The following is a 12,144-nucleotide window of genomic DNA, read 5'->3' as shown; positions in this document are numbered from 1 at the left end:
CAATCGGTGGTGAGGCAGTCTTCCGTCACGCTGGACGGGAAACTCTGTAAGGGCTGGAACGGTTGGCGCGGGTCTTAGTTTAGGTTTAAAGTATTTTGCAGAACAAGTCTGGGACTTGTACCAATACCTGCCATACAAACCATTTCGCGCCATCTCCGTTCCAATGCCCGCACTCTACCGTCACTACGACCGCGCCGGACTCGATGTCCAGTACAACGCCCGCGCGACGGTACCCGACATCACCCCCATCATCAAGGCCTATGCCGACGACAGCCGGGCCGCGCGCCAGAGCCTGCCCTGCGCGCTGAACGTGGCCTATGGCGAGCATGCCGACGAGCTGCTGGACATTTTCCCGGCAGCAACCGGGGCGGCAGGCGCCCCTGTTCTCTTCTTCATCCACGGCGGCTACTGGCGGCTGCTGTCCAAGGACGACTCCAGCAGCATGGCGCCCACCTTCACGCGCGCCGGCGCCGTGGTGGTGGCCCTGAACTACTCGCTGGCGCCCGCCGTCACGCTGGACCGCATCGTGGACCAGACACGCCGCGCACTGGCCTGGGTGCATGCGCACATCGCCCGCTACGGCGGCGACCCGGGCCGCATCCATGTCTGCGGCAGCTCGGCCGGCGGCCACCTGGCGGGCATGCTGCTGGCCGGTGGCTGGCATGCGGACTACGGCGTGCCCGAAGACGTGGTGCGCGGCGCCGCACCGCTGTCGGGCCTGTTCGACCTGCGCCCGCTGGTGCACACCCACATCAACGAATGGATGCGCCTGAGCGAGCAGGACGCCATTCGCAACAGCCCCGCCCTCCTGCCGCACGGCGCGGCCTGCCCGCTCATCGTGAGCTACGGCGAGAGCGAGACCGATGAATTCAAGCGCCAGAGCGACGACTACCTGGCCGCCTGGAACCAGCGCTGTGGCCCCGGTCCATCGTCAGGCCAGTACGTGGCCATGCCCGGCACCAACCATTTCGACATCGTGCTCACCCTGAACGACCCGGCCAGCCCGCTGACGCGCGCCATCCTCGCGCAGATGGGCTTGAGCGCCCCCACACCGCAGAACCAGCCATGACCCACGCTCCCGACCTGGAGTCGCGCGCCGCGCCCGACGACCACCATGCGCTGCGCCTGTGGCTGCGCATGCTCACCTGCTGCAACCTCATCGAAGGCGAGATCCGCAACCGCCTGCGCAGCGAATTCGACACCACCCTGCCCCGCTTCGACCTCATGGCCCAGCTGCAGCGCGCGCCCGAGGGCATGAAGATGGGCGAGCTGTCGCGCCACATGATGGTGACCAACGGCAACATCACCGGCATCACCGACCAGTTGGAGAAGGAGGGCCTGGTGGTGCGCACCAAGGTGGAGTCCGACCGGCGCAGCTCCGTGCTGCACCTCACCCCGCTGGGCCGCAAGACCTTTGCGCGCATGGCCAAGGCGCATGAGTCCTGGGTCATGGGCATGTTCGGCGACATGCCGCAGGCCAGCCGCAACGACCTGTACCAGGCGCTGGGCGACCTCAAGCAGCAGGTGGTGGCCCACCGCTCGCCCACGGACTGAGCGCACGCAGACCCACCCCCATTCAGCCCTGCACGCAGTTGCGCCCTGCGGCCTTGGCGCGGTACAGCGCACGGTCGGCCGCTTCCACCAGCGCCACGGCGGCACCTTGGGTGGAGCCGTGGGTAGTGCCTTGTGTAGCGGTTTGTGTAGCGCCTTGAGTCGCGCCAGCCTCACCGCACTGCGCCGTCGCCACGCCGATGCTGGCCGTCACATGGCCGAAGCGGCTGCTGCGGTGCTCCAGGCCCAGGCCCTCGATGCGCGCACGCAGCCGCTCGGCCACCTGCAGCCCGCCGGCATGGTCCGTATTGGGAAGCACCACGGCCAGCTCCTCCCCGCCGTAGCGCGCCGCCATGTCGCCGGGCCGCTGCACGGCCTGGGCCAGGGCGCGACACACTGTCTGCAGGCAGGCATCGCCCGCCACATGGCCGTAGGCGTCGTTGTAGCCCTTGAAATGGTCCAGATCGATCAGCAGCAGCGACAGCGGCGTGCCCTCGCGCACGGCGCGCCGTGCCTCGCGCTCCAGCACCTCGTCGAAGCGGCGCCGGTTGGCCAGGCCCGTGAGCTGGTCCTGGGCGGCCAGCACCTCCAGCCGGCGGTTGGCCTGCAGCAATTCCTCGCGCGCGCTGACCAGGGAGCATTCGGCACGCGAGCGCAGCCGCATCGCCGCCGTCAGCCGCCAGCCGATCAGCGCAATCGCCAGAAACAGCCCCAGCACCACGGCCAGCGTCAGCTGCGCCTGGCGCTGCCAGGAACTGAGCGCCTCGTCGCGGCCCAGGGCCACCGTGGTCACCAGCGGATAGCGCTCGCTGCGCAGGAAGGCATAGATTCTTTCCGTGCCATCCAGGCCCGAGCGGAACGACGCCGTGCCCGACATCGCCCCCGCATAGTGGCGCAGGAAATTGGGCGACTGCGAGAAGTCCCGGCCCAGGTCCTGCTCACGGAAGGGGTGGCGCACCAGCAGTTGCCCGCCCGGCGTGCTCAGTGAAATGGCGCCCTGCTCGCCGATGTCGATCTTGCCGAACAGCCGCAGGAAATTTTCCACACCCAGCGTCACCACGACCACGCCGGCAAACTGGCCCTCGCTGTCGGTATAGCGCCGGCTGATGGTGATCACCCATTCGCTTGTGGAGCGGCTGCGGATCGGCGGCCCGATGTAGATGCCTGACGACGGGTCGTCGCGGTGGTGCGTGAAGAAGTCGCGGTCCGCGCTTTGCGTTCCTGGGGGAAACGTCCCCTTGGACGACATCAGCCAGCGCCCCTGCGCGTCCACGACCAGCAGCTCGTTGAGCTGGTTCAGCAGCTGCTCCTGGCGGTTGACCAGATGCAGCACGCGCTCCAGGTGCGCGGCACCGGCGCCATCCAGCTCCAGCCTTTCGGCAATGCCCAGCAGCAACATGGAGCTTTGGGTGATCACGCCTTCGGAATAGGTATTCAGCGTCTGCGCCAGATTGCGGTTGACGGTATCCACCTCGGCCAGCGTGCGCTGGCGCGCAGCCACCAACTGCCACACCGTGGCCGCCGATACCGACACGAACACCACGGCCAGCAGCCAGCCCACCAGGCGGGTATCGCGTTTGACGGGCCGACCGCTGCGGCTGCGGCAGGCCCTTGTCCACCAATCCCTCTTCGTCACATGCACCTGCGCCATCTCGGCAGTCTCGCCGCCGTCCGATCTTGGGGTTTTCTGCGTCCGGGTTCAACGCCAGTGCAGCTTCCTTCCGCAAGCGATTCCCGTCCTCGACCCAGGTCGAGCCGGAAAAACCCGCGAACCCGGTATTGTCCCCGGCTTCGGAAAAATCGGCCGGCAGGGTTGGGATTGGGGGGTGCTGCCAACAGCTTCAGGCTGAATGCGGATGGCAGGCCTGTGATCACAGGCCTTATCGTCAAGGCATGGGTGATCAGCCGGGGCCGTCGCTCGCGGCAGCAAGAAGCGGCACCAAGACATCACCGATCGGGGTCGGAACCCCGCGCGCCCGGCCGCGGCGCGCGATAACGCCGTTGCGGATATCCCATTCGAGCGGGCGGCCTGCTTCGCGATCCGCCAGTATGGACGTGCCCAAGTCGGCAGGGGATGCCTGGAACTTGTCGAGGATCGCCTGCGCGACCTCATCGCCCAGTTCAGCACCTTCGGCGCGTGCCACGGCCAGGCACTCCTGCAGATAGTCCAGTGTGAGCTTGGAGATGTCGTGCCGGCCGTACATGCCCGAGCGGCGATGCGTGAGCGCCATGAGCCCGGCCACCGCGTTCTGCAGCAGCTTTTGCCAGGCCAGAGATCTGAAATTCGAAACCAGGTCTACCAGGCACCGGGAGCCTTGCAGTGCCTGCGCAACCAGGAGGGAGGCCGCTTCGTCAGGCAGGCTGATCCGAGCATCGCTGCGCAGGAGCACCGATCCATCGGATTGCGCCTGCGCAGGGAACCACACGACTGCAGGAACGACTCGCCCCTGAGGGCACAGCGCAGTGACACTCTCCAACTGCTCGACCCCGTTTTGCAGGACACACACGACGGTTTGCGGGCCGCTCAACGCCGCAAGCCATTGCGCAGTGGCAGCGGTCTGAGTCGCTTTGACCGCGAGAAAACGAGGTCCACCGGGCGTGCAATCTGTGCTGGTTCCGTTCTCACCGGCCCGGGAACAACGATGCGAACACCGCTACCTTGCAGCACCAGGCTGTCGCGCGGCGAACGGCCGCAAAGCATGGGCGTGCGGCCGACTTCGTGCAACGCAGCAGCGACGGTGGTCCCGATCGCACCGGGCCCCAGGACAGCGATTCTTGTATGGACTTGTTGATTCACTGAAGCGGATTCCTCGAAACGGATGCTCGGCGCCGGCCTCGACACCTGAAAAGGACAATTATGGAGTGCCACGGGCGCAGTGGAGGGCTGCTCTTGGCTGTGCGTGCATAGGTGCAATGCATCTTGATAGTTTCTCAGTATTCATCCCGGCAAAATACACGTCAGTGGACTTTTTCACTGGGCATGCAATATGATTTGACGAACATTGCAGTATTCCGTAACGATTGACGCATATCCGGCTTTGATATTCCGTGCCTTTTGGCGAATTTCTCGACCGCCGCTGTGTCAAAACGCGTAGTCTGGATGAAGTCCAAGGCTTCGGCATCCGTATTCAAAAACCGCGCGACCGGAGGAATGCTCAAAAGCCATTTCAGCAATCGGAGCGAAATATGATGCCTTGGGGACTTTATTCCAAGAGGTTGTGCCACCTCTGCCAGGAGTTCTCGCAAGTTGGGACTTTGGTCGTCAAGCGCCAGAAACTCCTGACCGGCCATGGAAGGATCAAAAGCGCAAGCCGAAACCAGCTCGACCAGATAATCCACAGTGACCAATGGCAACCAGTGCTCTGCGCTACCGGGCACTGCAGCCAGTTTTCCCTGCGCCAGATTGCGTATCAGATCCACCAGTGGCTGGCTGCAAGGTATATGTCCCGTGCGGCTATGACCACAGACCGTTGCGGGGTGCACGACGGTCATTTTCCCTCCCTTGGCAGCCATGGACTCCAGGGTCGCGAAATGCGCCTCCAGTTTGCTCCCCTCGTAAGCGCCGACACGCCGATAGACGGCAGGCCAATGAGTCCTTTCCGGATGGCCGGGATCAATTCCGATGCGCTGCAGATGTTCATTGTTCTTCAGCATATAGCCGCCGATCATCACCAGCCGGCTATCTTGCTGCGCTGCCAACAACGCCACGCGCTTTGCACCTTCCACATTCACTGCACGCGAATGCTCCATTGAAAGGCCCCACGCGAAGTGGGCGCCCAGGTGGAACACAACTTCGGCCTGCCGCAAAGCCTCTCGATCGGAAAGACTCAAGCCGAGGCTCTCCTGCTCCAGATCGCCAGCCACGGCAAAGACACGGTTTGCGACACCTCCCAGATTGTCGACCTGCTCCCGCAGTTGCGCCAGGCGCTCCGGGCGACGCATCAGCACCCGAATCGTGTGACCTTTTGCGCTCAGGCATGACACCAGATGCTGGCCGATGAAGCCGGTCCCTCCCGTAACAAAGCACTCCACGCTCATTTTTCTGCTCCTTGGCACGATGAAAAATCGAGTGTAGACTGTCGACCAAACTCTATAGTCAAGCGTTTTTTCATGAATATCGGCGAACTCGAGGTCCGCAGCGGCGCCAGCCGCCATACCCTGCGCTACTACGAGAAGATCGGCCTTATCGCACCATTGCGGCGAAACAACAATTACCGTGTTTACACACCACAAACCCTGCAGGATCTTGGATTTATCCAGCGCGCACAAAGCATGGGATTTTCTCTTGCGGAAATAGGCGAAATTCTGGACGCGCAGAGAAACAAGTCAATCGATTGTGCCGAGGGTGCCAAGTTGATTGAAAAGAAAATGCTGGAGATCAGAAAGAAAATCACTGAGCTCAAAAGCATTTATCGGTATTTGGACGAGGAGCGTGCAAATCTCGAGGCCAGTGCTGCCAAGCAACTTGAGCTTCAGCGACTCAACAACGCCTTGAAGTGAGCTGTCGGCATCCAGACAACAGCGGCAATCGCTGCATGGCAGCCCCCGGCATCACCCGAGTACATCCGCGCAGCCTGGACAGAAAACGCATCTGCCGCGCCAAGGCATGGCGCAGCCATTCATCCACGGCTATGCTCAATACCTTTGCCGTTGCGCAGCCGGCGCCCGCCCTGCAACGGACCTTGACTGTTCAGGACCTCCCATGCACATCGAACCCGGCGTCGTCAGCCCCGAAAAAATCGCCCTCAGTTATGTCACCGCCGCAGCGGCCTTCGGCCTGACCGCCGCCCTGGCAAGGCAAAGCCTGCACGACAACGGCGGCTGGCTCGCGCTGCTGGCCCGCAGTGTCATCACCACCGCGCTGGTGTTCAGCTTCTTCGAGGTGTTTCCGCACGAGCCGGTCGGCGTGTCCGAGGTCCATCTGATCCTGGGCTCGACCTTGCTGCTGATGTTCGGCGCGGGAGCTGCGGCCATCGGCCTGGCGTTCGGCCTGCTGGTGCAGGGCCTGTTCTTTGCCCCCTTCGACCTGCCGCAGTACGGCATGAACGTCACCACCTTGCTGGTGCCGCTGTATGCGGTGAACCAACTGGCACGCCGGCTGATTCCCGCCGGCACGGCCTATGTGGACATCAGCTACAGGCAGGCCCTGGCCCTGTCCACCACCTACCAGGGCGGCATTGTCCTGTGGGTCGCGTTCTGGGCCATCTACGGCCACGGTGCCAGCCTGGCAACCTTGACCGAGGTGGCAAGCTTCGGTGCTGCCTACATGTGCGTCGTGCTGGTGGAACCCCTGGTGGACCTGGCGGTGCTGTGGCTGGCCAAGCGCCTGGCGACCTTCACCCAAGGGCCGCTTTTCAATACCCGCCTGCACGCCGTTGCGGTCTGACAGGGCCGGCTCCCCCGGTCACGGTTGACGCCCCATAGGGCATCTTGCCCCGGTGCTCCCGCCTTGCCGCCCCCGGGCCACCATGGCAAAGCGGGGAGCGGCCCCGCGCGCAGCCGTGGCCGCTTCCTCTTGGTCCAGCATGACCAGGTCCCTCTTCATCAGCCTGCCGGCAAGCGAGCTCGGCAAATCCACCGCCTTCCACAAGGCCCCGGGCTTCCAACAGAGCCCGCAGCCCAGCAGTGAGGACGGCTTCGCCATGGTCTGGAGCGGCGGGATGCCTGCGCAGTGCAAGGACCCGGCGTTCGCCTCCGCGACGTGGCCTTGGCAACGCGGCCGACGCCGGAATCGCTGCAGCCGGGTGATCGGGCAAGCCTGAAAACCCGCTTCCTGCGACAATCCGCCCCGCTCGCTTTGCTCCACTGCATCGCGACGGCACGGACCGTCGCCGCATTGCTCCTTGTCTGGCGGCTCTCACAAGGAGCGCGCCTGCGCCGATACCTCCATCGCCCATGGCTCTCGACCCCTTCACCCTGCTCGTTCTCACCACGGCCATGGCGGCCGCTTCGGCGCTGTATCTGGCTGCGGAATGGAGCAGCGTGCGCGAACGCTCGCTGCTGCTGTGGAGCGCGGGGTTCGCCATCATCGTCGTGGGCTGCGTGCTGGCCCTGCTGCGTTCCAGCGGCCATGTGCTGCTGGGCATCTGGTTTCCCAACGGCCTGCTGATCGCCGCCCACTGGCTGTTCCTGGCCGGGGTCGCCGGATTCATGCGCGTGCGGCTGTCGCACTTCTGGTGGCTGCTGGCCGTCGTCTGGCTGGCAATGCTGTTTCTGCCAGACGGGCCCTGGTGGTCCAAGGCGATGCTGGGCATCCAGTCGCTGCTGATCGCCATCACCACCTTGCGCGCCGGCCTGCTGCTGCGCCCGCATGGCGGCGCGCTGGGCATGGGCGCGGCGCAGTTGAGTTTCGTGCTGCTGGCCCACGGCCTGTTCTACCTCGCCAAGGCAGGATCGACCGTGGCGCTGGACGCCTTCGTCAACCTGGGCAGTTTCCGCGGCACGGTGATCCTGGTCTCGCTGGTGGAGGGCGTGATGGCGATCATGCTGCTGGCCATGTCCATGACCGGGACGGAGCGCCATCGCCGCGAGGAGCGCATCGCGCAGATTGCCGCCCGCGATCCGCTGACCTCCCTGGACAACCGCCGCGCGCTCTATCTGCGCGCACCGGCGCTGCTGGCACAAGCCTCGCCGGCGCGCCCCGGCGCCCTGCTGCTGATCGACATCGACCACTTCAAGCAGGTCAACGACCTGCACGGCCACGATGCCGGCGACCGCCTGCTGGTGACGCTGAGCGACCTCATCCGCAGCGTGCTGCCTCGCGGCGCACTGGCCGCGCGGCTGGGCGGGGATGAGTTCGTGATCCTGCTGCACAACGTCTGCGGCACGGCCGCGCAGGCGCTGGGCCAGGACTTGCGCGAGGCGTTCGTGCAGCAGGCGCGCGCGATGTTCGCGACGCCGCAGCCCGTGTCCCTGAGCATCGGTGCGGCCTTGTTCGACCAGCCCGGAACAGAGCTGTCCCACTGGCTCAAGCAGGCCGACGAGGCCCTCTATGCATCGAAGCGCAAGGGACGGGACCGGATGGAACTCGCCCCGCTTGCGCCAGGGCGGCCCCACGGATGATCTGCTTGCCGCAGGTGGGCCGCTTGCGTGCGCTTGCAGGTCACATCTGCCGCTGATAGGGGTCCGGGCCGGTTCAGTCCGGGTCGTTTTGGCGCCTCAAGGCGTCAATGCAAAGTCCACCGCAGCCTCGGCATGCAAGGCCGTGGTGTCCAGCACGGGCACGGGGCAATGCGCCTGCTGCACCAGCAGGCTGATTTCCGTGCAGCCCAGCACCATGGCCTGGGCGCCCTGCCCGGCCAGCTGCGCCATGATGCGCTGATAGGTGCGCCGCGACTCTTCCCGTATCCGGCCTGCGCACAGTTCCTCGTAGATGATGCGGTGCACTTCGGCGCGGTCCGCCTCCTGCGGCACCATCACCTCCAGCCCCTGCTGCTGCAGGCGCTCGCGCATGAAGGGCTGCTCCATGGTGAAGCGGGTGCCCAGCAGCCCCAGCCTGCGGTAGCCTGCCGCCCGGGCCGCATCGGCCACCGGGTCGGCAATGTGCAGAAAAGGGATGCGCACCGCTGCCGCAATGCGGTCTGCCAGCTTGTGCATGGTGTTGGTGCACAGCAGCACCCCATCCGCCCCGCCATCCTGCAGCCGCCGCGCGGCATCTTCCAGCAAGGCGGCTGCGTCATCCCAGCGGCCTTCATGCTGGGCCAGCTCGATAGGGCCAAAATCCACGCTGTACATGAGCAGTTTTGCAGAGCGCAGCGGACCCAGCCGGTCGCGCACGCCCTGGTTGATGAGCCGGTAGTACTCGGCACTGGACTCCCAGCTCATGCCCCCGATGAGACCGATGATGCGGTGAATTTCCGTGTGGTTTGCGTTCATGCCTTCAGTGTGGGCAGCGCCCGGTTTCCCGTCTATCAAGAAATTTCAGTTCAAGACACAAGGCACCAGGGTGATGAAAGTTCAGGAACTACCGGGATTCGAGGTGCAGCTGCTGGGCCGCGCGGCCTACAGCAGCCATGACCCGACCCGCCTTCATTCGCTGGGCATTGCGCTGGAGCGCCAGCAAGGCGTGCATGCCATTGGCAGCGACCGCCGCGTGGACTTCGACACATGGCCCGGCACGGTGGCACGCACGCCACCGGGGGTGGATGTGTTTTCCGAATCGGCCACGGGTGGCGAGTACCTGGTGGTTCGCTGTACCCCTGCGCAATGGGAGCAATGGCTGGACGACGCAGTGCCTGACACCGAAGCCCGGCGCGTTGTACACCCTGGCCAGCGCGCCGCCTTGCAGATTGCGCACCAGCTGCGGCAACTGCTGCTTTGCCCCGAGACGGACACCCTGGCAATAGAGCAGGCAGCCCTGCACTTCATGGCCCGGCAATGCGTCGATGCGAGGGATGTGCCCCATGCGCCCATCCCGCGCATCGATGCATTGCGCCCGGTGTATCGGCCGGTTCTGGAGCGCATGGCGGCCGAGTTTGCACAGCCGTTGAGCATTGCCCAGCTGGCCCGGATGACCCGTCGCACCCCGCTGCGTTTTCTGCGTGAGTTTTCCCAGCTGCTTGGCATGACTCCGCATGCCTATCTTGTGGAGACCCGCATACAGGCGGCCCGCTCCATGATGCGGGCGGATGCCGATTCGCTGGCCTGTATCGCCCACGATTGCGGCTTCAGCCATCAATCGCACATGGGAGCCGCGTTTCGCAAACATCTGGGGCTGACGCCCAGCCAGTACCTGGCCCGCATTCGCCATACGGCCAGGCAGTGACCGATGGAGCACCTGGACCCGTCACGCCCGGGGCATGCGGCATGACCGGTGTTCCAGGCGGTGCAATGAACTTGCAAGTTCCCGCGTTGGCTTTTCATTCCCATTGTCAATCCGAACAGACGGACTCGACCTGCGCACTTCAACCGCGCATACTTAGGGCCATTGCTCTCCCCCTGTTCTGATTTGCGATGGCGCGGCACCCCAAACCTTGCCGTGTTCCTGCCAATGGAGCGGACTACCGATAATTCATTCCCGTTATCAACGGCATATCGTGCCGCTCGGCCATGCCGGGCAGAACTGAGGACCGCCAATCCGCCAGCAGCGTGCCCATTCAATGTGCGTACACATCTGATAGAGCAGATCAATGAAATGACCCCTCGAAAATCCACATTCGCACCTTTGAGCAGAATTTTTGCTTTCGCCATTGAACTGGATGGAGTGGACCGTGTACTGTCCGTGGTCCGGCGGCATCTGGGCATGGATGTGGCCTTTGTGGCCCGATTCCGCGAAGCGGATCGGGTGCTGGAGCATGTGGACGAGAGCACTGGCGGTGTGATTTTCCGGCAGCAGAAGATTCCATTGAACGAGGGCTATTGCCAGAAGGTGGTCAATGGCGAATTGCCGCAGTTGATTCCAGACACGTCCCGTTTACCCGCTGCACAGGGAATACCGGAGACGCACACCATTCCCATCGGCTCGCACCTGAGCGTACCGATCCGCCTGGATGACAACCGTCTGTACGGCACCTTGTGCTGCTTCAGCCACCAGCCCAATCCCGCGCTGGGTGAGCACGATATGTCGCTGTTGCGGGCATTCTCCGATTTATTGGGACTGCATTTCAGTGCAACTTCTGCGGTCCAGCATGCAAGGGACAAAGCGGCCAACGAAATCCGCCTTGCCATGCAGGGAAATGCGCTGCGCCCTGTATTTCAGCCCGTATACACCATCGCGACAGGCAAGCTGCACGGTTTTGAGTGCTTGTCGCGCTTTGACCTGGAGCCATTTCGCCCGCCAGACCAATGGTTCAAGGCAGCGCACGAAGTCGGCCTGGGGCTGGAGCTGGAGCGCCATGCAATCGACACGGCGCTTGGCGCGCTCGGTCGCCTGCCAACCGATTGGCTGCTCGCAGTCAACTGCTCGCCGCAGCTGATCCAGTCGGGGCAGCTGCCCCGGCTTCTGGGTTCGGACCAGGATCTGTCGCGCGTGACGCTGGAAATCACGGAGCATGCCGCCGTGGATGACTACAGGGCTTTGGCCGATGCACTGGCTCCGCTGCGGCGCCGGGGCGCGACCTTGGCAGTCGACGATGCCGGTGCCGGCTACTCCAGCATGCGGCACATCCTGCATCTTCAACCGGACATGATCAAGCTGGACATGAGCATCACGCACGACGTCGATACCGACCGCAGCCGCCGTGCGCTCGCCAAGGGGCTCACGAGTTTCGCGCACGAAATAGGAAGCGTGGTGGTCGCCGAAGGTGTGGAGACTGCAGAGGAATTCAATGCGCTGGCAAGCCTTGGCGTGGATCTGGCCCAGGGCTACTTCTTTGCCAAGCCGATGGGGTCAGCACAGGCGCTGGCCATGGGGCTTGCCAGGGCCTAGGGCCCAGGCGTTCAAGCTTTCGAGCCTGCGTGAATGCGTGCCTGCCTGCATGCGTGCGTGAATGTGCTGTGGCGACGCAGCGTTCTCCCGCCACCTTGACCGGGATCAAGCATACACCAGCCATGGTGCCCGAGCAAGGCGCCCGTTGCGCGAAGCCGTAGTGCACCCGGCGCATAATCGCCTGCATTCTTTCCCCAGCCCATCCGCCATTGCAGGTCTGCATGCGG

General features: G+C 64.2%; 10 protein-coding genes and 1 pseudogene. 7 read left to right on the top strand and 4 right to left on the bottom strand.

Features of this window, described 5'->3' with window-relative positions:
- Window positions 1-163: 163 nt before the first annotated feature.
- Window positions 164-1,069 carry an alpha/beta hydrolase gene (locus tag G4D77_RS27895; protein WP_016453223.1) on the top strand — a complete coding sequence of 302 codons (906 nt, stop codon included), beginning with the start codon at window positions 164-166 and terminating at the stop codon, window positions 1,067-1,069.
- Complete coding sequence (locus G4D77_RS27890) at window positions 1,066-1,554, top strand: MarR family winged helix-turn-helix transcriptional regulator (RefSeq protein WP_012206289.1); 489 nt, start codon at window positions 1,066-1,068, stop codon at window positions 1,552-1,554. Before G4D77_RS27895 ends, G4D77_RS27890 begins: the two co-directional genes overlap by 4 nt.
- A 22-nt stretch (window positions 1,555-1,576) precedes the next feature.
- Here the strand turns inward: G4D77_RS27890 and G4D77_RS27885 are convergent, their stop codons facing one another.
- The 3 genes and pseudogenes from G4D77_RS27885 to G4D77_RS27875 form a co-directional block, all read right to left on the bottom strand.
- Window positions 1,577-3,202 (bottom strand): sensor domain-containing diguanylate cyclase, encoded by a 1,626-nt coding sequence (locus G4D77_RS27885; RefSeq protein ID WP_154834039.1) that lies wholly within the window; start codon window positions 3,200-3,202, stop codon window positions 1,577-1,579.
- Between the two features lie 250 nt (window positions 3,203-3,452).
- A pseudogene (locus G4D77_RS27880) lies at window positions 3,453-4,348 on the bottom strand (oxidoreductase).
- Between the two features lie 161 nt (window positions 4,349-4,509).
- Window positions 4,510-5,589 (bottom strand): SDR family oxidoreductase, encoded by a 1,080-nt coding sequence (locus tag G4D77_RS27875; protein WP_154834038.1) that lies wholly within the window; start codon window positions 5,587-5,589, stop codon window positions 4,510-4,512.
- 72 nt (window positions 5,590-5,661) lie between these two features.
- On the opposite strand from G4D77_RS27875, the gene G4D77_RS27870 reads away from it, so the two are divergent.
- The 3 genes from G4D77_RS27870 (at window position 5,662) to G4D77_RS27860 (ending at window position 8,613) form a co-directional block, all read left to right on the top strand.
- The gene (locus tag G4D77_RS27870; RefSeq protein ID WP_016450653.1) at window positions 5,662-6,051 is read left to right on the top strand and encodes a MerR family transcriptional regulator; all 390 of its coding nucleotides are present in this window, start codon (window positions 5,662-5,664) and stop codon (window positions 6,049-6,051) included.
- A 202-nt stretch (window positions 6,052-6,253) separates the two neighbouring features.
- Complete coding sequence (locus G4D77_RS27865; protein WP_154834037.1) at window positions 6,254-6,937, top strand: energy-coupling factor ABC transporter permease; 684 nt, start codon at window positions 6,254-6,256, stop codon at window positions 6,935-6,937.
- A gap of 509 nt (window positions 6,938-7,446) precedes the next feature.
- A complete protein-coding gene (locus tag G4D77_RS27860) occupies window positions 7,447-8,613 on the top strand; it encodes a GGDEF domain-containing protein (protein ID WP_016453228.1) in 1,167 nt (388 codons plus the stop codon).
- Window positions 8,614-8,709: 96 nt separating this feature from the next.
- Here G4D77_RS27860 and G4D77_RS27855 read toward each other — a convergent pair whose 3' ends face one another.
- Window positions 8,710-9,426 carry an aspartate/glutamate racemase family protein gene (locus G4D77_RS27855; protein ID WP_034367640.1) on the bottom strand — a complete coding sequence of 239 codons (717 nt, stop codon included), beginning with the start codon at window positions 9,424-9,426 and terminating at the stop codon, window positions 8,710-8,712.
- Between the two features lie 73 nt (window positions 9,427-9,499).
- On the opposite strand from G4D77_RS27855, the gene G4D77_RS27850 reads away from it, so the two are divergent.
- Window positions 9,500-10,315: a helix-turn-helix domain-containing protein gene (locus G4D77_RS27850; protein WP_034367637.1), complete on the top strand. Its 816-nt coding sequence runs from the start codon at window positions 9,500-9,502 to the stop codon at window positions 10,313-10,315.
- Window positions 10,316-10,684: 369 nt separating this feature from the next.
- Window positions 10,685-11,917 carry a sensor domain-containing phosphodiesterase gene (locus tag G4D77_RS27845; RefSeq protein ID WP_034367634.1) on the top strand — a complete coding sequence of 411 codons (1,233 nt, stop codon included), beginning with the start codon at window positions 10,685-10,687 and terminating at the stop codon, window positions 11,915-11,917.
- Window positions 11,918-12,144: the final 227 nt, after the last annotated feature.

The organism is Delftia sp. WY8 (assembly GCF_018437695.1).
Lineage (GTDB): Bacteria > Pseudomonadota > Gammaproteobacteria > Burkholderiales > Burkholderiaceae_C > Comamonas > Comamonas tsuruhatensis.
This window is presented reverse-complemented; position numbering and strand designations above follow the sequence as displayed.